The following is a 26,658-nucleotide window of genomic DNA, read 5'->3' on the forward strand; positions in this document are numbered from 1 at the left end:
ACATGGCAATTTTATCCGAAAGCAGTATAGTGATCAATGACCGGGAGCAACTGAAGAAATACTTCCGAAGTGGCATGCTCCCGACAGAAATGCACTTTGCGATTTTGATTGATTCCATGTTCAATAAAGTGGATGATGGGATCAATAAAAGTGAGGAGGAAGGCTTGATGATATTTCCATCAGGAGATGAAGAAGTGTTGCTGAGTTTTTATGATTCCTTGAAGGAAAAAAAGGCAAGTTATGTCTTGGTGAATGGAAAAGGGGAAACCAAAGGTATCATCCTGAAAGAAAGGGGAAAAGACAGTCCAACCATCTTTTTTCAAAAAGGAGGAAATGTCGGAATCGGTACGGATTCACCTAGCCAAAAGCTGGAAGTTGCCGGTATGATTGCCTCTGAAGGTAGGGTGGGAGTGTATCGGCAAGGACAGATTCCAGCAGATGGAAAATGGCATAATGTACTTACCAAGCTTACTGGCTGTCAGGGATTTGAAATAGTAGCCCATGCCGGAAGAAAACAAAAGGGAAAATATGCCCTTCTCCATGCCACAGCCTTAAGCACATTTGGAAAGTCCAAACCAAAAATCTCCAAAACCTGTGCTTATTATGGGTTTTGGTGGAATAAAATCCAATGCAGGTGGAGAGGGGACACTTTTAATTATTCTTTACAGATCCGCACAGGGAGTAATTATGGAGGTGATTCCAAAATTACCTATCGGATAGCCAAACTCTGGGATGATGAATTTTTAAGCCAGCCTTGATTTCATGAAAAAGCCCGGGACCATACAAAAGGACTTTAAAGCCAAACCATCGCAAGATTATAATTTGCTGAAGGAAAAAGGGCTTTCCTATGTCCAGGAGTTGAGTGGCAAAATCTGGACGGATTACAATGCTCATGACCCCGGTGTGACTATCCTCGAACAGTTCTGTTATGGGATTACTGAGTTAGGTTTTAAGACTGATTTTCCCATTGAGGATTTGCTGACTACAAAAAAAGCCCATTCCATCGACACGAAGAAAAATTCTTTTTTTTCACCGGCGGAAGTTTTTAGCTCGCATCCTGTTACAGCCAATGATTTTAGAAAATTAATTATCGATACCTTTCCGGAGGTTCAAAATTGCTGGATAGAACCTGCCTACTCCCTTGCAGGGGAAGAGGCAATCAATGGTCTTTACCAACTCGAAATTCTTCCTTCTCTTTCATTTCAGAAGCGTTTAAAAAATTATCCCAAAGAGGGAGAGAACTTCCTTTCTAAACTAAATGATTTCCTGTTTGAAAACCGAAATCTTTGTGAGGACTTTGATCCACCCATTTTACTTTCTCCACTGGAAATCAGTCTAAGCGCAAATATTGAAGTCAATGGTGATTTTGATGTAGACCGGCTCATGGCTGAGATTCTTTTTGTACTGGAGGTCTATCTCTACCATCCGGTTGCTTTTGCCAGCCTTGAGGAGCTGATAAAGGATGGGAATAGAATGGAAGATATCTTTTCCGGACCTAGATTGAAAAGGGGATTTATCCGTGATTCCGAGCTCAAGCCTAGAAGCAAAGAATTATATACAGAGAAAATCCAACAATTGATTTCAAAGATTAATGGAGTGAAGAAATGTTGGAGTTTTGGTTTTCTAAACAGCGAAAATTCAGAGGAAATAAGACTCCCTGAGGGAAGCTATGCAGCTATCAATACCAATTTTTATGAACCAACCGGAGTCTATTCTACCATTCAGTTGTATGTCAATGGAAATTTACAAAGAGCAAATAAAAACCGGGTTGGTGATCTATTGCTGGACTTTTGGTCTAAGAACTATCGGGTTTATCAGGTGGATCTTTATAAGGAAAATATTTGGGGAGGTCAGCTCAACGGGAAATTCCGAAACCCTTCGCAGTATCATTCCATCCAACATCATTTTCCAGGAATCTATGGGTTGAGTAAAGACGGACTTCCTAGCCGCGAGCCATTGGAAAGGCATGCAAAAGTCAGGCAATTGAAAGGGTATTTAATGCTGTTTGAAAAGCATTTAGCTAATTATTTGGCTCAATTAGGGCATTTAGTAGATTTTTTCGATCCTACTCTTGATGCTGAGAAAGGGAGCTATTTCGGGCAGGAATATGAGACCAACATAGGAAAAGATGAACTGGAGATGAAAGCCAATATGGGTTCAGACTTTTCCCATGGAAAGAAGAACCCACAGACTGGCGAAACTTCGCTGGAATGGTTAAGGCGTAAAAACCGGGTTTTAGATCATTTGTTAGCCAGGTTTGGCGAACAGTTCAATTCCTTACCATACCAGCTATCGCTCAAGCTGAATCTGTTTGAATCAGAGGAGCAATTTCTATCTATCATGCTCTTGCAAAAGGCTGATGTTTTAAGTCGAATTCCCACATTCAATTATTCGAAAAACCGCGCATCACTTGAAAGTAAGCAGACGGAATCTATCAACTTCGTCCTTTTAGATTGGCTGAATTCCATTTTAGGTTTTGAAAAAACAAAAACAGGCTTAATTCCTGACTTTTTTCCATTTAAGTCTGATGATGAGATTATTTATTCAAACGGAATTGTAAGGACAAAAACCCAATACGATGATTTTATTCTAAAATACAGGCCTCTAAGTAAGAAAGAGCGCAGTTTTACTCAACTTGATCAGGAGCTTTCATCGGGTTTTTCATTGGGGAAAATCACCATCAAAGATCTATTTGAAAGGACTTTAGATGCTGAAAATTACTGGATTTCCAAAACAAGCAAGGACTCTGAAGAGGTAGAGGTGCTTTTTCAGAAATCAGATTCAACATGGGTCAGTGTATGGGAAGGAAAAAAAGTTGAAAATGCACTTCAGGCAATAGGTAAGAATATCGCTTTTTTTAGGCAGAAAAATATCGAATCTGAAGGAATGTATCTGATCGATCACATTCTTTTGAAATCCATTCTTTCTGATTCTGAATTTGGTTTTGAAATCAGAGATGAGTGGGGTAATTCATTTGCACGGTCCAAATGGTTTTCCAGTCATACGGAGCGGTCTAATGGGCTTCAAGCTTTTTACCAGTCAGCAATCAATAAGGAGTTTTATGAGAAAACAGGTGATCAGTTTTTCATCAGGATTGAAGAAGGAGACAGGATTATCAGTTTTGATAAAAGTCTTGAAAGCGATTTAGACTATCTTTTTGATTACACTTCAGACTTTGCTTACCTATTTGCCGGAGAGCCTAGTCTATCGGGTCAGCTGTCCTTGTTGGAGATTGAGAAATTGAGAATGAAGGGGACTCTTCATGATCAAGGTATTTACAGACAGCGATCTCTCATTTTTTTGAGAAAACTGGCAAATGGAACAATCGTCGGTGAAGATTTTTTCAATTTAAAATCTTCCTTGGTTTTTCCCGACTGGCCTGCTCGCTTTCAGGAAAGGTATTTTAGACATTTTGTTGAAACCGAAGTCAAAGAGCGGGTTCCGGCTCACCTCCAAATGAATGTTTACTGGATTGATTTTAAAGAATTTAGGCGTTTTGAACCAATGTTCTTGGCTTGGCAAAAAGCCTTTTTAAAGGATAGGTCTGATAAGGATACTGTATCCAAAGCTCTTGAACTCTATAAGTTTTTATCTGAATTGGAGAAAGGAGGAGCGGGTGGTTAACATGCAACAAAACCAGGTAGATGAACTTTTACTTTCTTTTAAGTACCCTACGAGAAAACTGGCATCTGAATGCAATCAAAAATTTGAGAATTTGGTACACTCCACTCTTCTTCCAAGCCTTGAGCGTTCTTTTAAAAGCATTCCTTCTCAGGGGATCAGTCTTGAAATTGATTATCTGGCGATTGATCTGGGTAAAATTTCAGAAAAGGATATTGATGAGGGCCTTGGAGAGCGGATTTATGATCTTTTGAGAGAGGCACTAAAGAAAGAGATTGCTGGAAGAATAGGGCTGTCTTCACAAAATCCCGATAATGGGGCTAAGCTCCAAAATCAGCTGATTCTCCTTGCTATGGAGAGCTTTTTAATGAAAGGATACTTCCCTTCCTGGATGGATTCTGCCTGGGACCTTGATTCGATTTTGGATGAATTATTTGGAAATTCACCCAAAGACTTTTCAGACTTAATAGGTCGTCTAATTCTGGGAAATGAATCCGTACGGAGTCGGATTGCTATACTGAACGATGACTATTTTGACAAAATAGTCCAGCTTCTGATCCCCGAGGATGCTGAATGGGTACTCGGCTACAGAGAGACTTATTTGGCTGTACAAAAGGAGAAACCCGAGCTAAGCTCTTCTGAGAAACAGCTTAAGGTAGCTTTGAATCTTTTTATTATTAATTACATCGCATTGGATTCTGGACCTCGGTTTAACCGGATGAGCTTCAGCAACAACTTTCTGAAATCCATCGCGGCTCATCACAATTTAGATTTTGAGCTTTTCCTGAAAGAGATTATTCAACTTGTAGAACAGGTTCCGATTAAAACTCAATGGCACCAAACGTTTAAAGAAACTATTGAATGGGTTGCAGAACAAAATACGGACGCTGAGCCATTTGAGGAGCTTCCAGATTCTGCGGGTTTGATTGAATGGTTCAATTATTCTTCTCCCACTGCAATAATTCCATTTTGGCTTTCTCAATGGATTGATTCAGGAATGGTATTCAATGTATTGTTGAAAAAGTACCCTGGCTTTTGGAATCAATTGAATCCAAATGGGCAAAAAAAGTTCTTTCGAATTATTGCAGGCGAGCAGGGAGATTTATGGGAGAGAATGACAGACCACTCCCTCGCTTTCATTCAAAAGGAGTCAGAAGGGTTCAAATCATCCTCTAAAGAAATAACTGCAAAAGAACTCTTTTCCTTTGCTGCGAAGCTGGTTGAGAGCAATTCATTGATGCTGCTGAATAAGGAGGATTGGTATAAAATCCTACTGGCATTTGCTTTGGATTATTTCAATTTGGAATCAAAAGCCCAGCTTCTTAAGCTAAAATTCTTGATTGATGTGGGTGTGGATCATGGAATTCCAGAAGCACCGCTAATTTTGGGAACGCTCCTCCGTGAGCAATCAAATTCCAGGCAAAACCAAAATAAGTCTAATCCTATTCAGCAAGAAATACTGAAGGAGGGAGGTATCAAGAGAGAGCAGGCTTTTCAGGAACCAATTCTCTCAAGGGTAGAAGAAGAAAAACACTCCAAGGATGCTTATGACTCGGAGACAATTGCTGAACAAATACTCTGGAAATACTTAAGCTCGGGAGTTTTAAATGGTTCATTTTCAGAGATTAATAAAAAGGATTTAATTCTAAGTCTTGAGACTGTCCTTCAAAAGAAAAAACCAATTTTGATAGACTGGCTCAAGCAAGGTTCATCACCATCTTATCCCTTACTTTCCAAGCGGATTTGGTCATTGTTACAGGAGCTTGATTCTACTTATTTGATTAATTATCTGGAGAAATTTGGAGGGAATATTACTCAAGATGTCCTGACACGCTCACAAAAGTTAAGGTCAATTTTCCAGATCAAATCCAATAAACCCGATCTGCTGGATGAGCTACTTTGGAAGACCTTCTTGGTTGAATTCACCCCAAGCTCATCCGGGCTCATTTCTTTCCTAGTTTCCAAGCTTAATTTTCTGGAGGACGCATTGGCTCTTATCGCCCGAATGCCAACGATGCCTGAGGACCTTCAGAGATCCTTGCTTGCCAAAGAAGCGGAATTACAAAGGAAGAAAAGCAGGCTATTGAATTGGAGCTCTGACTTTTCAATAAACATGCCTGAGCAAATGACTGATTTGTTATGGCTTTCGCTAAAGAATAAGGGAGGGGTTCCTGTCGGCTTTTTAAATCTGAGAAAGGTTGCTAAAAAACATTCTTCAGCATTTATTTTTTCCATCTATTCTTCAAAGGAAATAGAAGCAAAAGACTGGTCAGATCTTCTGTCTATCAAGGAGGAGGATTTCAAGGATTTTTTGAAGTCTTCTTCTGATGTGAATTATTCGAATAGACAAGTATTGGGGATAATTGAGAAGGATATTCGTTTGATTTTTGATCCCCAGGAGCAATTTTCTGCATGGTCACAAAGGAGAAAGTTAAGCTCTTTGAAGCGCCTGTTGATTCTCACTCAAAATCAACCCCAACTATTAAAGGAATCACTCGATAGCCACCTGCCAGATTTGATTTTGAGACTTCCCGATTTGCAGGGATTGATGAGCGAATCGGAATGGCGCGCTTTTTCGGAATTTTTGATGTCCAATTATTCCGATATGCGAAATATTCTGGTTTCTATTAGTCGAGTCTCCCCAGAAGTATCAAATCAATCCCTTGGTAAACTGAATAAAGGGCTCCAAAAGAAAGAATTGTTCAATTACAGTGATTTGAATAAACTGTTGAAAGAGAACGCTGATCTGTCTTCTCCTTCCCTGGAAAAGAAAATAACTCGAGAGCTAATTCCAGCTTTAGGATTGAGAAAAGAATTGAAGGATGAACTGCTGGGCTTATTTATGCTCTCTGATGGCTATTTTTCTAATAGACAATATCAAACCCGGTGGCGAAAATTACTGTTGGCATTTATTTCCGGGATCCTATCTAAAAATGGGACTTTGAATGATTTCTGGGAAAATTTAGGGCAGTTTCTTACCAGGAGTCCCGGATATATTTCTTTCTCATCGCAATTGCAGGAAGAAATAGATAGACCTATTTCAGCTCAAGGTTTGACTTTGAGCAATTTTGGGAGAGATACATTTGGAAAGGTCCTTAAAGAGACAAGAAATGGAAAGTCCGAACCCCAAGAATTGGGAGATAAAGAGCAGGAATCACTTAATTCTTCGCTGCTTTTTCTAAAGAAAGAGGGATATATCCCTTGGTGGTCACCATTTAAAGAAGCTTATTCACTTCTTTTTAATACCCTGAAAGGAATTGAACAGGCTAGTCCGGAATTAGCAGAAGTCATGCTTTTACTTTTTTCAAAAAAGGGACTTTCAAACCTTATATCCGGCTTGAACCTCAATCAGATTCAACTATTAATTATTTGGCTAAGCAATAGTAAGTACAAAAATCACTACAGGGATTTACTTTCAAGCCTTAAGGAGTTTGAATCCTTACGGGGCAGCAAACAAGGAAGCAATGGAAAAGTGGATTCGAATGGAGCTAAACAAGTCTCTGATGAAACGGATGGTACTTCAATTTCAAATACTACTTCCATTCCCCGGCTAGATACTGACCAAAAGAACAGTTTAGAGAGTTTGCAAGGGAATCCGGAGAATCTGGATCGTTTGATTAAAAAGGCTATCAACCGCTCCGATGAATTAGATCTAATCAAACGCTGGTTTTTTGAGGATCCTCGAATTCAACAACAATTAAGTGAGATGATATCTTGGAGTGTGTGGATGTATGGGTCAAGGCTTAATCCCGGCTTATGGAAGTCTTTGGTATTAGGCTTTGCCTACGAATTTTATAAAAAGAATAAGAAAACATTTTCAAGAGCCTTTTTTGAAGAGTTTCTTGCCTATTTAGTAAAATCCCATTCAGTGATAAACTGGAATTCAGTTTTTAGTAAAATAGCTCAAAAGCAAGAGTTTAAGTACGAAAAGTATTTAGCCTATCAAAATGTCATTAAGCAAAAGTTTCCTTCCACAAAAGTTGAAAAACAAGATGTACCACAAGTTGGAGATCAGGTAAAAATAAGGAATGCAGGCCTGATTCTTTGCTGGCCATTTTTATCTGTTCTGTTCTCAAGATTAGGGATTCTTGAGGAGGGGGTAATTCCTATAAAAAATCAGTCCAGGGCTGTTTATATTCTTCAGAATATAGCATTTGGTCGCTATGATTTTCCTGAGTATGAAATGGCTTTAAACAAGCTTTTGATCGGTATGAAAAGTAGTCAACATCTGGAGGAAGTCGAACTGAGCGAAGAAGAAATAAACCTTTCTGAAAGCTTGATCAGAGGCATGCAAAGTAATTGGGAAAAGATGAAAAAAGCTTCTGTTGAAGCCGTTCGAGAAACGTTTTTGCAGCGGGAGGGAATCCTAGAATATGGTGAGGAAGGTGTTAAGCTTAGTGTGGCGAGGACGGGGGTTGATGTTTTATTGGATTCGGTTTCATGGAATATAGGCATGATTAGACTGCCTTGGATGGAAAAGTCATTAGAGGTCAAATGGAGATAATATGAATTATACAAGCATGTATAGTGTCCTGGCAGTGAAAAAGCTCTTCAAGTCTTTAGTAGTCTTGGGACTTATGTTTCTTTTCATTGCTAATCCAAAGGCCTTAGCCCAAAATGACACCATTCCTCCCTCGAAGCTGATTATGCGGGATACGATTGATGTGGGTGACTCAGCTCGGAAAGGAATAATCAATAAATTGATTCAACCTATTCGCTTCAAGGAAAATAGGAATAAAAGGGAAAGGGAGCGAGTAGTCGATTTAATTAGAAACTTAACCACTGATGGAGATTTAGCTATTGACTCTACCACAGTTCAATTGATTGCTGATGAACTTCTGGACTTGACCAATCAATTGATGGTTACAAAAGATACCACTGTAAGCATACAGAACGAGATCGCACGAACCATAAAAAATTTAGATTCTAAAGCTCCAAAAGTCTTGGTGGACTCCATTCAAATTCAACTGGGGAATGTCTTACAGGGACTTTTAGATCAATCACAAAAAGAAAAGGCAGCTGAAAAAAGCTCCCTAACTGCCTCCCTTTCTGAACTTAGACAAATAGGATTGTCTTGTGGAGCCCCCGGACTACCGATTTTAAGGGATTCGGTGGGAGATACTCTAATCGTTGATTATCAATTCTGCCTTAAAGCAAAAATTCCTGTTTTTGGATGGTATGGAAACGCAAATAATTTCCAAGAATATAATTTAAACTACCTGACCGATTTGATCATTCAGAGCTATCAAGTAGGCTCTGATGGGTTGGAAGCAAATCCAAGGGGGTTGAGAATGGTCTTAGATTCGGCTGTTTTATCCAAAAGCTTGGCTTTTGGCAAACGCGTCTCGCTTTCCATAGAGACTACCTCTGCACAGCGTACCCGGAATTTATTGAGAAGTGCAAGTGTAAGTTCCAGCTTGTTTGGCAGGATCAATGAATTGGTCAAGGAGTATGGATTAGGAGGAATCAACATAAGCCTTGCCGGACTACGTGAAAGTGATAGTGAGGGTCTTTCTAATTTCATTGGAAAATTCAAAGAGAACCTAGCTGCTCTTGATACTACTCTGCTTCTTACACTCAATATTCCCCCTATAGCCAATAGCCCTGAGTTTGATTTGGCATCCAGTATTGATTATACGCAGTTAAATTCCCAAGTAGATTATTATTTAATTCAGGCTCAAAGGCTAAATATTGCTGAAACAACTATTCCCTTTTCACTCAGCCCACTTTACCCTGATCAGACTAGTTCAAGAGGTTCTATAGAAAACGCAGTTGCCTTTTATACCAATGGGAAAGTTCCCATCAGTAAGCTGGTGGTCACCCTCAGTTATGAAGGGATTTTTTGGCCGATGCAAGGTTTTATTCCAGGTAGTAGAGCTGATGATTTTGGAACAATCATAGACTACAGTGAAAGCCAGGCAATACTATCCAGGGCTTTGGAAAGTGAAAATGGATCGGTTTTAGGCTTTGATCCAATTCAGGCATCTGCATATTTGAATTACAGGGATTCTCAAGGTTTAAAGCAACTTTGGTTTACCGAGTCCCAAGGTTTAGGAGCAAAGTATAAATGGCTTTTAGACAATAATGTAGGTGGAGTGGCTATTCTAGGTTTAGGGACGGAATCAGGCTTAAACTCACTTTGGGATGTATTAGGGGCGTCTATGATCGAAGTAGACTCCCTTGTTGTGTCAAGTCAGAAAATTGAGGTTGAAGAAGCTCAAGAGCCTAGGACTATTTGGAGTTATTTAAAGACCTACAGTAGAGATATTCAGTGGGCGGGACTAAATGATATTTACATAGGAGACCCAAATAAAAAGCCAAAAGAGGAGTATTGTTATTACGACATCTATCCAGATGGGGATAGTTTGCGGGTTTTGGCAAACCAAAAGGGGATTCAAAGTTATTGGGATTATGAAAATAAATTCTCCCAGTATCCAGGGACAGATTATTATTCCCTTGATTCAGATAAAGAATGCCTTTGCCTCTTAGGCCGTTGGGATAAATATGCTGATTTGAATTTCATAGCTTTTGCTATCTTTTTTGTTCTCCTAATTCTTGCTGTGGTGATTACCTTTTTTGGTATCAAGCGATTCGGGGAAGAATGGACATTAAGGAGTGTTTTTATTGGATTGACAATTGCATTTGGTTTACTAGCCTTTATTTGTTTCTTTTTCTTTCTCTTTTTTAATACCCAACTCAAGTTTATCGGTGCCGGAAGTAGCGAAGTAACTATTTGGGGGGTAATCATAATTTTTATAGTTGGCATCTTGGCTGGAATCATCATTCATCGATTACGTATTTCAAGAACTTTTACGCAAAGAGATTTGCCTTAAAATCAATAACTTACATAGCTATGGGAAATGTCATGAAGTCATCTGCGAAAATAAAGTCAAGTGAAAAAGCTGGTTCTGAAAAGAATTCTTCGAAACCAATAGCCCAATTGAAAGACAATCGCTCAGAAATTTTGGTACAACAACAGCTTTCTTCCTTACTCAATCTATCAGCAGAAAAGAAAGCTGTTCAGAAAGCCCAAATGAGTGATGAGGAGGAGCTTCAGATGGCAGCAATCCAAGAGGAAGATCTACAAATGAAGCCAGATGGTAAGCAGGTACAATTGGCAGAAAATGAGAAGGAAGAACTTCAGATGATGCAGGACGAGGAAGAAGTTCAAATGGCGGCTGTCGAAGAGGAAGAAGAGCTTCAGATGAAGAAGGATAGGGGATTGGTACAACTTGCAGAAAACGAGGAAGAGGAATTGCAGATGATGGGTATGGAGGATGAAGAAGAACTCCAAATGAAGTCTCAGGATGGGCCAGTATTAGATTCTGGAATAAGTAAAAAAGCGGATGCCAGTATTCAGAAAAAAGAGAACCAAACTGGTCTGCCTGATCAGCTGAAGTCTGGGGTTGAGAATCTGTCTGGGCATAGTTTAGACGATGTTCAGGTGCATTATAATTCAAAGCTTCCTACACAGTTACATGCGCATGCCTTTGCACAGGGTTCGCAAATACATATTGCACCAGGCCAAGAGAAGCATTTACCGCACGAGGCTTGGCATGTGGTCCAACAAAAGCAGGGGAGGGTTCAACCAACCCGACAATTAAAAGGAAAAGTCAATATCAATGATGATGAGGGTCTTGAACGGGAAGCGGATATTATGGGAGCAAAGGCAATGAATGTTGGCTCTGTAGCCCAAAATAAATTGAAAGATGAGAATCAGATAGCTTCTGCAAGTACACAGCTGGTAGTACAAAAGGTAAATAAGGAAGAAAGGCCTGTTTTTGATGAGAAAGTGTCTGAGCTTATTCAGCAGGCAAAGGTTATCGTAACCGCATTAGCAAAAAAAGGAGAGGATTGGGAAGCCAAGTATAAAGAAAAGGGAAAAGAGAAGGGTGAGGAAAAGGCTAAAGGTCTGATTTCAGGAGAAAGTGAAGAGACTAATTATCCGAAAGAAGCTCTTAAACTGGTATGGGGCCAATTGAGCAAAGAAGAAAAGTGGGAAATAGCTAAGGAAGTAGGTGGTACCCTTTGGGAAGCTGTGAAACAAATGCCGAGTTTACCAGACTCCCCAGATGAAGAATCTGAATCCTCGGGTAGCATATTCAGTATTTTTGGAGCTAAGGAAAAGGGGAGTGAAAAGCCAAAAAAGGATAAAAAACCGAAAAAGGATAAGGGAGAAAGCGAGTCGCAAGGCTCTTCCAGCCTGGTTGCAGATGCTTTAAAAGAACTCACTCTTGACGATGCAAAACAGGCCTATGAGGTTTATAAAAAGTATAAGAAAATCAATCAAAAAATAAAGGAGGTTAAAGGAAAAGCTATTGAAGCTTCGGGTAAGGTTGGAGGAGAAGTAGGTGGATTTTTTGGGGATATTAGAAACAGGATAGAATTTGCCAAACAGTTTGAGGGCCAAAGAAGGGAGTTTATGATGGCGAAGAAAAGGTATGAAACCCTGGTAGGACAGGTTGAAGGAGACGCACGGTATAAGGCACAGATGGATGCACTTCATGATGCCTTCATAAATATTCAGGGACCAGGAAGGGTATTTTTGGGAATTGAGCAAAGTTGGAACCAAGAATATTTTGAAGTCTGCGCTATTGCTCTTCATAATTTAAGAGATTCTGACTCAAAATTCCGAAAACTTATTGGAGCTGTAGAGGAAACTGCAAAAGAGATCGGTGCCTTTTTGGGATTAACGGAAAAGCCAAAAGAAGATGCCCCACAACTGGAAAAGCCAGGATCATTAGCTGGAGCACAAGCATCTATGCTATCAAAGCTCACTATGGTTACCGATAAAAGCTGGAGGTCAAAAACCTTCTTTTTCTTTACTCCGAAGGGTATTTCGGAAATCAAGTCCCTGATTTCGAAAGGGGGAGAGCCTGCTGAAGTTTTGGCAAAGGTTAAAGCCAAAGCAGAAAGTTTTGGAAGCTTGGAAAGTAGCTCAAACCGAAGTGCTGAGACCCAAATTCTCTATGAGGCCTTGGCAAAGGTAAATCTTAATGACTTCAATAGTGTCTGGGCTGCAACCTCCAAGTTGGATGATGTCATGGGGATGATTTGAGGTTGGATTGAATAAAAACTTATGGTAATTAATTAATAATCAGAGGTTTTTTTCACTTTTTATAAAGTTTGAAAATTGGATTTTCTTGATGGGCCTCAAGCATCAAAGTGTTTAATTCTTTGGCTACTTCTGGAAACCTTTTAGCTAGGTCGATTTTTTCCTCGGAGTCAGACTCAAGATCAAAAAGCTCTATCTGTCGCTCGGGATAATCTCTGACATTAAGTTTGACACCTTTCCACTTTCCTTTTCTGATGGCTTGCTTACCACCTTGTTCTAAAAATTCCCAATAGAGATAAGAATGGCTCTCTTGTTTCCCTTGATCTAAAAGAGTTGGAAGGAAAGAAATTCCATCTACCTGATTATGCAAGGGTGTTTCCACTAGTTGGGAAAAGGTTGGTAAAAAATCCCAAAAGGCTGAAATGTGATGACTGATGCTGCCAGATTGGATTTTTTCAGGCCATTTGATGATCAAAGGAACTCTGATTCCTCCCTCATATAAATCCCTTTTGTGTCCCCTAAATGGGCCATTACTGTTAAAAAACTCAGGATCATGTCCACCTTCTACATGTGGGCCGTTATCAGATGTGAATATTATGAGAGTATTTTCTTCCATGCCTTTTTCTTTAAGCAAATGAATAATATCGCCCACCTGTAGATCTAATTCCTCCATCATGGCTGCGAAGGAAGCCTTAGGAAAGGGATTGGATTGATATCCACCAGGGCTCATATCAGGACCGTAATCACCACCTTTTCCTGCTAGGTGTTCTTTCTCTGGTCCAATTATTTTCCGGTATTTCTCCACTCTATTCTCTGAAGAAGCGGCAAGTTCTGCATGGGGAATGATCAGTGGAATGAATAAAAAGAAGGGAGTCTTTTCATTTTGCATTTTGATAAATTCCATAGCTTGACTATGGATCAAATCAGGGGCATATACCTTCTTTAAACCTAATTCATTGCCATTTAAATAAACTTTTGATTCATTTTTCCATAAATACTCAGGGTAGTATCGATGGGCCAGTTTTTGGCAATTGTAGCCATAAAATGAATCAATCCCTTGATTTTCGGGTGATCCTGTACTTCCCGGAAAACCCAAACCCCATTTTCCAAAAGCACCAGTGACGTAGCCAGCCTGTTTAAACAGTTTTGGAATCGTCATCAATGTATCAGCTAAGGGGAATTGTCCTTCAGGCTGAACTTCTCTATTTCCTCTTATAGGGGTATGACCTGTATGTAGTCCAGTCAAAAGAGTCGAGCGGCTAGGAGCACAAACGGTAGAACCTGAGTAATGATTAGTAAAAAAGATTCCATCCCTTGCGAGTTGGTCGATATTTGGAGTTTCAAAATATGCCTGTCCTGTCATGCTCAGGTCACCATATCCCAAGTCATCTGCGAGGATAAAAATCACATTGGGTCTTTGACCAAGGACTCGATTCCCGCATATAAACAATAGAAAAATCAGAAGGTGTGAATAAGATCTTTTCATGATGTTTTTATTGATGGTCGATTGCCAATAATTTGAAATAGAGCGCAAAAATCCCATTTTATTTCAAACTACTAAATATATATAGTCCACACCAGCTCAAACAATGCTTTCCTGATTCATTGAACGATCTATACCCCTTTTTGCTCTATTTATCCCCTAAATGAAAAATATTCCCCAGTAATTTGAGAATTATTGTAAAGTTGAAAAAATCAGTCCGTTAGCGGGTATTTAATGGTTTTGGAATACAAAAGGAATAACTTACAGATAATAAACCCAAAAATGAATGAGATCACTTCTCCTTTTTTTAGTGGCTCTATTGTTATTGCATTCAGTAAGTGCTAAACAGGTTGAGCCTTCCCAAGAGGAATTTTCTATTGATGTATTGAATGTGAGAAAAGGCCTTTTGAGCAATTTTGTCACAAAAGTGGTATCTGACGAAAACAATCTGAAGTTTTTTGCCACTGAAGGAGGTATTTCAAAATTTGATGGCTATAGTTTTACAGATTTTAGGCCAGGAGAAGAATATCCGGGATTGGAAAATGAAAATATTGAAATCCTTTATAAGGATAATTCGAACAAAATATGGATAGGAACCAAAGAGGGGGGGCTATCTGTAATGAATACTCAAAAGCAAACGATTCGAAATATGAATCATGTTTTTTCCTCCTTAACAGATAAGAAGTTGCGGGTAATTTCAATTCAGGAAGATGGAGATGGTAAAATTTGGGTAGGGACTTGGAGCAGTGGTCTTTTTGTCTTGGACCCTTTCAATGAATTGATCACCCAGCATTTTCCTTTTGAGCAGCCTGTCTATAATATCATCAAGGATAGATATGATAATATTTGGTTCCTAGCAGGAAATGGGCTCAATAAATTTGACCCATCTGAAAAACGAAGAATTCGATATCAAACCAAATCTATCTACTACAATTTAGCAGAGGATACCCTTCGGAATAAAATCTGGCTGATCGGTAACAAAGGAAAAATCGTAGCCCTAGGAAATTTTGACTATGAGCTACAATCTTTAGAGGAGGAATTACTTCCTTTACAGGCCTCCTATGTTAAAAGCTTGGCAATAGATAATAAAAATAGAATTTGGCTGGGAAGCTGGGGAGATGGCTTATATATCAGTGATCCAAATGCCAAGAATTTTAGAAAAATCAATACCAATCCCCAAGGTGGAGGTCTGGATAATATCAATTACTCAATTATACTTAGTATTGATATTGATGAAAATGGAGTCGCTTGGTTAGGAACCTCCCATGGAGGAGTGCTAATTCTCTACCCGAATAAAGGCTTTGAAATATCAAGAATAGTTGACTCGGGCCCAATTCCAGATTTTAACATCACTTCCTTTTTTAAGGACTCTCAAGGCAATTCTTATAAAGGGACATTAACAAAAGGAGTTTTTACTGATCAGAATCTTAATGATTTCTCAAGGTTAAGAGAAGTGATTCCATCACGAATCAACTGCTTTTTTGAAAGCGAACAGGATCTGTATATAGGTACAGGGCAAGGACTCTACATTGTGAAGAACAAAAATTTCAATCAGATAGAGAAACATTTCAAAAATCAAAAAATCACTGCTGTTCATGTTGATAGGAAGAACAGACTTTGGCTAGGTACCCAACAGCTGGGTTTGAAAATGATGGATTCGACTCAAAACCTGGAATCTTCAACGTGGATTATTTTTTCTGAATCTAGCTCAGAACATCCTTTGACAAATAACAGAATCAGTCAAATCAAAGAGTCAGAATCAGGTGAAATCTGGTTGGGAACCTACTCTGGAATAAATAAATATGATGAACAGAGCGGTAATTTCATCCCCCAAGAGCAATTAACTACCTCTTCTTTGCCCCCGAGTATCATCAATGACATGCATTTAATTGAAAACTTTTTTTACCTAGGAACTCCCAAAGGTATTCTTGTTTTAAAAAGAGCGGGAAGCATGTTGGAGGTAGTCGAGTCCTTTGATCGAAGTTCGGGCTTAACCAATGATTTCATTTGTGCGATAGAGGATGATTTAGAAGGTAATCTTTGGATATCTACTACAACTACTCTAACTAAATTTAATCCAAGTCAAAAAACCTTTATCAATTATGATAGAGAAGACGGAGTAATGATCAATTCTTTTCATATAGGTGCCTCCTTTAAAGATTCAAAAGGTTTGCTTTTTTTTGGAGGTTCTAATGGACTGATCTCTTTCGATCCTTCAAAAATTTCTGAGCAAATTGAGGTTCCAGAGGTAGTATTGACAAAGTTGATTGTAAATAACAAATCCTTAAATGTAGGGGATGAAGTAGGAGGAAAGGTCATTCTCGATAATTCCATAGAAAATACTCAGAAAATTGAATTGGATTATAGCCAAAATCATCTCTCTCTGACCTTTACTGTCAATGATTTCTTGGGACCTGACAATATTTTTTATTCCTATAAACTCAAAGGGTTGCAGGATGAATGGGTAACCCTCGGGTCAACGAATCAGATTAGTTTTACTGGATTGAGATGGGGTGATTATGAATTGCTCCTTAGGGCTAGTAGAAATAACCAGGACTGGAGTCCAGAGCGAAGTCTACTAATACAAATTGATTCTCCTCCCTGGCTCACTTGGTGGGCATTTTTGGCCTACTTTTTATTGGTTTCGGCAATTTTGTTCTTGATTCGGTATGTTACAGCAAGGCAGGCAAGACTGGAAGCTGAGCTTCGAATCATTCAAATTGAGAAGGAAAAAGACCATGAATTGAGTGAAGCAAAAATCACTTTCTTCACCAATATTTCTCACGAATTTAGGACTCCGCTAACGTTGATATTAAGTCCTATTACTGAGTTGTTGAGTAATTTTGACCTTAAAGATTCCGTCAAAGAAAAACTATTATTAGTAGAATCTAATGGGAAAAGGATGTTGGATTTGATTAATCAGTTACTGGATTTTCGAAAATCAGAACATGGACTTCTCAAACTAAATCTGACCCATTCGGATTTCATCGGTTTTGTTCGGGAAGTCTACCTGAGCTTTAAAGGTTTGGCGATCAAAAAGCAAATTAGCTATGATTTAGAAACTGAAATTGATTCCCTGTATTTAGAGTTTGACAGAAGTCAAATGGAAATCGTGATTTGTAATCTTCTTTCCAATGCTTTTAAGTACACCAAGGTAGGAGGAGAGATTAAATTAAGCATATGCTGTTTAGAAGATTCAGTTCGTGTCAGTGTGAAAGACAATGGGATTGGGATGAATTATCAAGAGTCTAAATTAGTATTTGACCGGTTTTACCAAGTTCAAAATGCGGAAACCTCAAATTTGATTGGGAGTGGGATAGGCTTGGCCTTTTCCAAAAATATTGTGGATTTGCATCACGGAGAAATTGATTTGCAAAGTGAACCTGGCTTAGGGACCTGTATTTATTTTTCGCTGCCTATCAAAAGTACTTCCAAACAAGGGAATCTACGAGAATCTGTATCTGAAACTTCAAAGGCAAATTCCATGGATCTGGACTTTGAGCATAGAGATGCCCTTAAGATCAATCAAGAAAACAAAGAGATCCGTATCTTAATTGCGGATGACAACGAAGATATCCGGGTTTATTTAAGATCTCTTCTCAGTGAGGAGTATGACATTTTGGAAGCAGAGGATGGGGAACAAGCCCTTGACTTGATACAAAAAGAATTTCCTGATTTGCTGATTTCAGACGTCATGATGCCTAAAATGGATGGTATTAAACTTTGCCATGAGGTAAAAAGCCAAATCAATACCTCTCATATCCCTGTAATTCTTTTGACTGCCAGAACATCCATGGCTTATGAAATGGATGGTTTACAAACTGGAGCTGAAGATTATATCACAAAACCGTTCAATCCGGCAATTGTAAAAACCAGAGTTAAAACTATCCTTGAAAACAGGAAAAAGCTTAGAGAGTATTATTTAAACAAGGTGCGCTTTGAGCCGGATACCAAGGAAGTATTTGAAAGTGATCTGGATGCACAGTTTATTGAAAAAGCGATTTCTTTGGTAAATACCAATTTGTTAAATGAGAATTTTGGTATTGAAACCATGGTTGACGAGCTCTGTATGAGCCAGTCTACCTTATTTAGGAAAATAAAATCCCTCACAGGTCTATCCATCACAGCATTTATTCGATCTGTCAAATTAAAAAAAGGAGCCCAACTCATATTACAGACTGATTACAAATTGAGTCAGGTAGCATATGAAGTGGGCTTTAACGACTACAAGTATTTCAAAAAATCATTCCAGCAACAATTTGGATGCCTTCCGTCTGATTACAAATCATTGATTCTTCAAAAAGCTGAATAGTCCCGCGAAAGCACCTGTAAAGGTGATTTTTTTTATATCTGAATGATTTGCCCCCTTAGATGAATGATTCATACCTCAATAAATCACTGGTTAAAAATCAAATTTGATTGAATTTAATCAGTAACAACCCAAAATTTCCCTTTCATGCATAAAAATTATACCCAACATCTCAGACAAAGACTGAGATCACGATTGGGGTCTAAAACTGCAAGATGTCTACTTTTCTTTGGTGTCTTCCTTCTTAGCTTCTCAATCAGTACAGCTAGGCAAAACGCCCAAACAGTAACTGGTACAGTGAGCTCATCCTCAGATAATACACCTATTCCTGGAGTGGTTGTCCTAGTCAAAGGAACAAGTCGAGGAACAGTCACGGATATTGACGGAAAATATTCTATTTCTGTAACCAATCCAGAATCAGTACTCATTTTCAGTCTGATTGGTTATACGAGCCAGGAAGTTCAGGTGGGGAATCAATCGGTAATTGATATTTCACTTGCAGAATCTGAAGAACTCTTAGAAGAGGTAGTGGTAGTAGGATATGGAGAGCAGAAAAAGTTGAACCTCACGGGTTCTGTAGAAACTGTTCGCTTTGAAGATGCGGTCAATCAACCTGTGACCAATTCTGCACAGCTGATGTATGGAAAATTCTCCGGAGTACAATTAACGCAATCTACAGGGCTTCCAGGTTCTGATGGTTCTTCTATCGTGATTCGGGGAATAGGCACTTTTGGAGGTGCTAATCCATTGGTAGTGATTGATAATATCCAATATGAAGGCTTAGCAGAATTTAACAATTTGGCACCTTCGGATATTGAAAGTATATCCGTATTGAAAGATGCATCTGCTTCGGCCATCTACGGGGCACGAGGTGCCAATGGAGTCTTGGTGGTGACTACTAAAAAGGGAACAAAAGGTAAGTTTTCAGTTGATTACAATAATTATTTTGGTTCCCAGCAAGTGACTGTAGTGCCTGAGTATTTGGATGCCGTGAATTATGCACTACTCCGTAATGAACGGGATAGGAATAACAATGGGCCAGATGCTCCTTTGAGATTTTCTGAAGAAAATATTGAGGCAATCCGGAACGGGACTGATCCCGATCAATTTGCCAACACTAATTGGGCTGATGTCGCCTTGAGAAATGCCCCGATACAAAATCACTACTTATCCTTTAGCGGAGGAACAGATAAAACCACCTTTAGATTATCCCTTGGATATCTTAATCAAGAAGCAGTAGTTCGCGGAAAGTTTAAATCAGATAGATACAACCTAGGTATAAATCTAAGTGTCAAGCCAAATGAATGGTTAACTGTCACAAATGTAACCAATGCATATTGGTCCCGATTTGTAGGGCCAAGTGGTGGAGCAGGAGCTATTACAGGGGAAACAGGGATAATTAATCAATTTCAGCGATCTTCTCCCGTGGTTCCTGTTAGGTATTCAAACGGTGAACTTGCAATTGTAGATGGAGCCTATGAGAATGTAAACTTCTCTTATCCGATTAATAACGTTTTGCTCACCGGTACCTATGGTGACCATTCCCGCGATAACATCAACATAAGCGAACGAATAGGCTTATCCGCAAAAATTACAGAAGGGTTATTTTTCGAAACCAGTGGAAGTGCGATTATTAATTTTGCCAATATTTCCAATTTTCAGCCTACTCTCACCCAAAGGGATTGGGAAGGAAATATTGTCCAACAAAGAGATCTCAATGACCTAAACAATAACTTAAACTTCAACTACCGATTGTTGAATGAAAATATTTTGAGATATAATTTCAGTTTTGATGACTCTCACAATATTGGATTTTTATTGGGGCATTCGATTATCTATGATAAGGTTGATGGATTTTCAGGCTCCCTTCAGGGGTTCCCTTCTGATGCGATTCAAGAATTTAATGGTGGAGGCGTACTAAATCCTTCCGTTTCAGGTGGAGCATCAGAAGAAGCCTGGCAATCCTTTTTCGCAAGGGTCAATTACAATTATCAAGAGAAGTATTTATTCGAAGCTAATGTCAGAAGAGATGGCTCTTCCAAATTTGGTGCTGCAAACCGATACGGAACTTTCCCTTCCTTATCCGCAGGCTGGAATATTGGAAGGGAGGCATTCCTCGAAGGTTCAGAGACGCTGACAGAATTGAAGCTTAGGGCAAGCTGGGGAATAAGTGGAAATGACCGAATCGGAAATTATATTTTTGAGCAAACGTATAATACGGGACTTGACTATCACTTGGGGCAGGATGTGATCGTGCCTGCTGTTGCTTTGACAGCCTTGGCAAACCCGCTCATCACATGGGAAACAATTGAGCAGTACAATATCGGGTTGGATGCTTCTTTTTTCAGTAACAAGCTAGGGCTTACTACCGATTACTTTAAGAGAATTAGTTCTGACATTCTTTATACCAATTTTCCAATCCCCAATACGATTGGGGTCACTAATCTGGCAGCTCAAAACGCCGCAGGAATGGAGAATAGTGGGGTAGAACTTGCGGTGAATTATCGAGAGATTATCGGTAAGCTTAAATTAAATGTTTCTGCAAATGTGACAAGGATGGCAGATAACCGGGTTACTGACCTTGGTCCTGGTGGAGAGGAGACTATCGGAGGACAAACCATCATTCGAATTGGCGTTCCTTTTAATTCCTATTTCGGGTATGTTGTTGAAGGCGTATTCCAATCTCAAGAGGAAGTAGATAATGCTCCTCAGCAATTTGGTAGTAATCTGACTGCGCCAGGAGATTTACGATATGCGGATATTTCAGGACCTGAAGGCGAGCCTGATGGATTGGTAAATGCTTTTGACAGGACAGTTATCGGAAACCCATTTCCACGTTGGATCTATGGGTTCAACGCCAACCTTTCTTTAAAGGGTTTTGATTTAAACATGGTATTTCAGGGAGTTGGTCGTGTTGATCGTATCCTCGATAGTAATGGTCAAACACCTATGGAAGGAGATAGAAATAATGCATTATCTTATTGGATAGACCGCTGGACGCCGGAAAACCCCTCACAAACACTTCCAAGGCTAGGAGGAGTGAACAATGCTGTAACCTCTACTTTCTATGTCCAAGACATGTCCTACTTGAGGTTAAGAAATATTGAATTGGGATACACACTTCCAACTTCCATTTCTCAAAAAGTCTTGCTTCAAAAAGCCAGAGTTTTTATAAGTGGCCAAAATCTTCTGACGTTCACCAAAGTGCGAAATTTTGACCCTGAAAGACAAAGAGGAGGAGCGACTGATCTTACCACACCTCTATACAAAGTGATTTCTGCTGGTATCAATATCAAATTCTAATCGACATGAAAAAGTTTATATATATTATTTGTTTAATAGGATTGGCCTCCTGTTCTGAAGATTATCTGGAAAGAGGCTCCCTCACCCAATTAGCCGAAGGCAACTTCTGGCAAAATGAGAAAGATGCCCTTTTGGGAATCAATGGAGTCTATGAAGTACTTCAAGATCGAGTGCTTTACAGTGGTAATTTGAATGGTATTGCCGGAATTCCTCAACATGATAGCTTTGCTGATAATACCTTTAATAACTTTAAGTTTGAGGGGCCGGGGATTTTCATGGAGGGAAGAGCAGACCCGGCATTCGGATTTTTTAATTCCTTTTGGACTTCACTTTACAGAGGAATAGGTAGAGCGAATGTTGCAATAGAAAATATTGAAAGAATACCTGATAGCAACATTAGTCCCGAATCCAGATCGGCACTCTCTGCCCAGGCTAGATTTCTTCGAGCTTTATTTTACTCTCACCTGGCAGTCTACTTTGAAGAAGCACCTCTTATTCAAGGAACACAGACTCTAGAAGACGCTTATGTACCCAAAAACACCTATGAAGAATTGAGAGCTTTTGTGATTTCAGAGCTCAGAATTGCTGCGGATAATTTGCCTGTGACATATCCTGCGGACCAATTTGGATATGCAACAAGAGGAGCTGCGCTTTCCTTATTGGCACGATTCGAGCTTTACAATCAAAACTATGGAGAGGTCATCAGGCTGACAAATGAGATCATGGGGTTGGGATATTCCCTCCATCCTGACTATTCGGAGTTGTTTTCTGAGGCTGGAGAGCAGTCTTCAGAGATTATATTCTCTGTTCGATTTATTCAGGACCAATCTAATAATGGTGAAACATTCTCTGCTACATTCTTGGGAATTCCAAAAGTGAATGTGCAACCCATGCCGAATATGGTAAACTCATATTTATGTTTGGATGGTCTGCCTATTTCAGAATCACCGCTTTACGACCCTCAGAACAGAAAAGCAAATAGAGACCCTAGGCTAGCGGCTTCTGTCTATTTTGAGGGAGATATTTTTGTACAGCATTTGAACAGGCCCTTCAGAGGAAATACAGCAACCTCATTCGGTTTGAAAAAATATGTTAGAGATAATATCTCTGCAGAGGGTATCGATATTTTTGCAGCAGGAGGTCAGGATTTTTATGTGATTAGATATGCCGATGTCCTTCTGATGAGAGCGGAAGCTTTGGCCGAATCTGGTCAATTGAACGAGGTTTATTCCCTTTTGGATCAAATCAGAACTCGCGCGGGAATGCCAACGGTTACTGAAGTAAACGGGACAGGTCTGAGTCAAAGTGAATTGTTGGAATTGGTCAGATTGGAGCGTAGAGTTGAGTTAGCCTTTGAAGGCTTAAGGTTTATGGATATCAAAAGGTTGGGAATAGTAGAGGAAGCCTATGCTAGAGCGATGGCTGATCCTGTTGGACCTTATAATCCTCAATATAGAGGCAGACTATCAGAGGTTTTTGCAATCCCCCAATCAGAAATTGATGCTAATCCAAATTTGGTTCAAAATCCTGTTTGGAATTAATTATAGAGCTAAAAAATATAGATAGATTGGTTTTTACTCCCTCTCAAGCTAGGGAGGGGGTGATTTCCTTTCCTCTAATTTTATTAAACCGAGCTTTCCCGAAACAGAAGAGAATGACTAAAATGTCAACCAGCGGGAGGGATATTATCTGTGCTGGAATCCATTAAGATTTTTAGTCCAGGACAAATTTTGCCTTTAAAGAACAGAATTAAACAGATGAAAAGATACCAATTACTGTTAGTGGTTTTCCTGACAACTATCACAGCTTGGTCACAAAGCAGATTAAGCACGGACAAACCTAATATTATCATAATCCTTACGGATGATCAAGGATATGCCGATGTGGGTTTCAACGGCAGTAAAGACATTCCTACACCCGGAATTGATCAAATTGCAAAAAATGGAGTAGTCTTCAGCTCAGGGTATGTCTCCTTTGCAGTTTGTGGTCCTAGTAGGGCAGGATTGATTACAGGGAGGTACCAGGATAGGTTTGGTTTTTCAAGAAATCCGCTGCTGGCTCCTAAAGATTCGACTATGGGATTGCCATTGACCGAGGAAACAATGGCTGACTTACTGAAAAGAGCCGGTTACCGAACAGGTGTAATTGGAAAATGGCACTTGGGCGCACACCCAAGTTTGGTTCCCAATAAAAGAGGTTTCGATGAGTTCTACGGATTTCTCTCCGGAGGTCATCAATATTTTCCTGAGAAATGGGACCTTCAGGATTTGTCAGAAGCCCGAAATCAATGGGATGGATATAGAACTAAATTGCTGAAAAATTATGAGCGAGTCAATGAGGAGGAGTACCTGACAGATGCGCTTTCCCGTGAAGCAGTGGACTTTGTCAAAAGAAATGCTGATCAACCCTTTTTCTTGTATTTAGCCTACAATGCTCCTCATGCACCCATGCAGGCTACCGAAAAATATCTTAGCCGATTTCCCGATATAAAGGATGAAAAAAGAAAAACTTACGCAGCAATGGTCAGTGCGGTGGATGATGGAGTAGGGGAGCTTTTGGAAATGTTGAAAACTCTCAATCTGGAAGAAAATACCTTGGTGTTTTTCCTTTCGGATAACGGAGGTCCTACCAAGGATAATGCTTCCAGCAATTTGCCTCTAAGAGGCTTTAAGGGTGATTTTTTCGAAGGGGGAATCAGGGTTCCCTTCGCCTTACAATGGAAAGGTCAGATTCCCTCTGGAAAGCGATTCGATGCCCCGGTTATTTCTCTGGATATTTTTGCCACTGCTGCTGCCCTGGCTAATGTCCAACCGAAAAATGAAATAGACGGAGTCAATCTTGTTCCTTTTCTCACAGGAGAAAAAGCAGGAAATCCCCATCAAGACTTGTATTGGAGAAATTACAACGTAAATCGATTTGCCATTCGATCAGCTGGTTCCAAATTGATTGAAGAGCCAAAGAAAGCTTTGCTATTTGATTTATCAGCAGATATTTCAGAATCCAGAAATCTATTTTCTATTCAAGAAAGCTTAACTCAAAATCTTACTGAAAAGCTAAATGCTTGGAAAAAGCAATTGAAAGATCCGCTTTTCTTAGGCTTGGGAGCTGACGAAGAATATAGCCGATTGCACCCCGATAGATTTACTCCCGATCAAAAATAAAAGACTAAACTAACCAGCCGATTTTCTTCACATGCAAGTTATTTCAAGAGTACTTCCCTTAATCGGAAGCTTATTATTCTTTTTGACTTTCCTTCCAGCTGCAGCCACGGATTATTACTTTCATCCGAGGTTTGGCGATGATACTAATTCAGGGCTTTCTGCGAAGCAGGCTTTTCAAAATCTTGAGAAAGTCAAAGCACTTCCCCTAAAGGCCGGAGATAGAATTTTGTTAGCTGGAGGAGAGACTTTTTTCGGCAGTCTAGAGCTTATTGGATTTAGGGGAGAAAAAAATAATCCTTTAATCATTGCCTCATTTGGAGGTTCTGAAACAGACCCTATCTCATCGAGAATTAATGCAAAAGGGTATTTAAATGGAATTTTACTGGAGAATTCTTCTTTTGTAAAAGTTGAAAACCTGGAAATAACAGCCGAAGGATTTGGAAAACATAATTCTGTGGGCCAAATGAGAGTTGGGGTGATGATCCGTGCCTCACAAAACAAAGGAGTAAAAGGAATCACACTAAACAGATTGATCTTAAGTAGAATATTTTTTGAAAACCCAGGAGTCAAGAGAAGCTACGAAGAAACCAAATCAGCCAATGGAACCCAGAAATATGGTTGGGGTATCCGGATAATGAATCAATCCCAAGATGGGATAATTGAAGATATTGAGATCTTAAATTCACAGATTTCAGATCTGAGCCACACCGGAATTAAGCTTACTGGGAATACGAATCATAACATCAGGAGAATTGCCATAAAAGGAAATAAAGTGTATCGAACAGGAGGTCCCGGAATTCAGATGTCCGGTGTAAAGTTTGTCTATGTGGCCGATAATGAAGTCATGTACTCCGGAAGTAATGACGATGGAAGAAAGTGGGGAAGAGGCAGTGGCTTATGGACTTGGGGATCTTCCATGGTACTTATTGAAAGAAATAAATTCATGCATGCGAACGGTCCAGGCGATTCAGCAGGAGCGCACATAGATTTTAATTGTGACAATATCGTAATCCAATATAATCTGTCTGCTTTTAATGCAGGTGGCTTTGCTGAGATTTTGGGAAACAACTACAACTGTGCTTATCGATATAATATTTCTGTCAATGACGGGCATAGGGTCAAAGGCGAAAATGGGGCTTTTCAGGAGGGGAAAATATTTTGGTTGAGTGGATATCAAGGAAATAAGAAAGAGCGAAAAGGACCTGTCAATTCTTATTTCTATAATAATACTATCTATGTCAGTGAGGGTATAGTCTCCAAAATCGCCATTGATAACCGGTCAAAAGGGATCTTAATCGCTAACAATATTTTCCATCTAACGGGTAAAACTGAACTGGTTTCGGGGGATCAATATAGGCCAGATGATGATTCTAGTCGTGAGTTGGACGATGTTTTTTTTAAAAATAATGTATTCCTCAAAGAAGGACTTTGGCCCGAAAGTGCGTTGATCCAATCAGATGATACTCTTTTTGGCGACCCACTATTTATGAAACCCGGAGGCTTGAATATGGCGGACTACACTCCCCAAAACTCTGAGTTGGTTTCTGAGGGAATTCAGATTCCATTTTTAGCAGGAGACGAGTTTGGATTGATAGAAGGACTCCAAGTGACCAAGGATATATTAGGTAATCCTATTTCGAAAAATCCAGGAATAGGAGCCATTCAGCCTTTTTCTAAAGTCCCGGAAAGTAAAAGGAATACTGATGAGAAAACTCTTATTAAATAA

11 protein-coding genes are annotated in these 26,658 nt (G+C 39.5%); 10 read left to right on the top strand and 1 reads right to left on the bottom strand.

Annotation, left to right across the window (positions count from 1 at the left end):
* Nucleotides 1-2: 2 nt before the first annotated feature.
* Genes CDH51_RS19625 through CDH51_RS19645 form a run of 5 tightly spaced genes read left to right on the top strand, consistent with a single transcriptional unit; the run spans nt 3 to nt 12,679 of the window.
* Complete coding sequence (locus tag CDH51_RS19625; RefSeq protein ID WP_100630276.1) at nt 3-758, top strand: hypothetical protein; 756 nt, start codon at nt 3-5, stop codon at nt 756-758.
* Between the two features lie 4 nt (nt 759-762).
* Nucleotides 763-3,624, top strand: a complete 2,862-nt coding sequence (locus CDH51_RS19630) for a hypothetical protein (protein ID WP_100630277.1) — start codon at nt 763-765, stop codon at nt 3,622-3,624.
* On the top strand, nt 3,572-8,125 hold the full coding sequence (locus CDH51_RS19635; RefSeq protein ID WP_157807179.1) for a contractile injection system tape measure protein: 4,554 nt from the start codon (nt 3,572-3,574) through the stop codon (nt 8,123-8,125). Before CDH51_RS19630 ends, CDH51_RS19635 begins: the two co-directional genes overlap by 53 nt.
* 1 nt (nt 8,126) lies before the next feature.
* On the top strand, nt 8,127-10,454 hold the full coding sequence (locus tag CDH51_RS19640; RefSeq protein WP_100630279.1) for a glycosyl hydrolase family 18 protein: 2,328 nt from the start codon (nt 8,127-8,129) through the stop codon (nt 10,452-10,454).
* A gap of 20 nt (nt 10,455-10,474) precedes the next feature.
* Nucleotides 10,475-12,679 (top strand): eCIS core domain-containing protein, encoded by a 2,205-nt coding sequence (locus CDH51_RS19645; RefSeq protein WP_198514359.1) that lies wholly within the window; start codon nt 10,475-10,477, stop codon nt 12,677-12,679.
* Between the two features lie 52 nt (nt 12,680-12,731).
* Here CDH51_RS19645 and CDH51_RS19650 read toward each other — a convergent pair whose 3' ends face one another.
* Entirely contained in the window at nt 12,732-14,162 is a 1,431-nt protein-coding gene (locus CDH51_RS19650) for an arylsulfatase (RefSeq protein WP_100630297.1), read from the bottom strand.
* A 283-nt stretch (nt 14,163-14,445) separates the two neighbouring features.
* Between CDH51_RS19650 and CDH51_RS19655 the strand changes: the two genes are divergently transcribed.
* The 5 genes from CDH51_RS19655 to CDH51_RS19675 all read left to right on the top strand — a co-directional run bounded on the left by CDH51_RS19655 (nt 14,446) and on the right by CDH51_RS19675 (nt 26,658).
* Nucleotides 14,446-18,471 (top strand): hybrid sensor histidine kinase/response regulator transcription factor, encoded by a 4,026-nt coding sequence (locus CDH51_RS19655; protein WP_100630280.1) that lies wholly within the window; start codon nt 14,446-14,448, stop codon nt 18,469-18,471.
* A 144-nt stretch (nt 18,472-18,615) separates the two neighbouring features.
* A complete protein-coding gene (locus CDH51_RS19660) occupies nt 18,616-21,771 on the top strand; it encodes a SusC/RagA family TonB-linked outer membrane protein (RefSeq protein WP_100630281.1) in 3,156 nt (1,051 codons plus the stop codon).
* Nucleotides 21,772-21,776: 5 nt separating this feature from the next.
* Nucleotides 21,777-23,312: a RagB/SusD family nutrient uptake outer membrane protein gene (locus CDH51_RS19665; protein WP_100630282.1), complete on the top strand. Its 1,536-nt coding sequence runs from the start codon at nt 21,777-21,779 to the stop codon at nt 23,310-23,312.
* A gap of 216 nt (nt 23,313-23,528) precedes the next feature.
* Nucleotides 23,529-24,932 carry a sulfatase-like hydrolase/transferase gene (locus CDH51_RS19670; protein WP_100630283.1) on the top strand — a complete coding sequence of 468 codons (1,404 nt, stop codon included), beginning with the start codon at nt 23,529-23,531 and terminating at the stop codon, nt 24,930-24,932.
* Between the two features lie 31 nt (nt 24,933-24,963).
* Nucleotides 24,964-26,658: a right-handed parallel beta-helix repeat-containing protein gene (locus CDH51_RS19675; protein ID WP_100630284.1), complete on the top strand. Its 1,695-nt coding sequence runs from the start codon at nt 24,964-24,966 to the stop codon at nt 26,656-26,658.

This window comes from Algoriphagus formosus (genome assembly GCF_002807035.1).
Lineage (GTDB): Bacteria > Bacteroidota > Bacteroidia > Cytophagales > Cyclobacteriaceae > Algoriphagus > Algoriphagus formosus.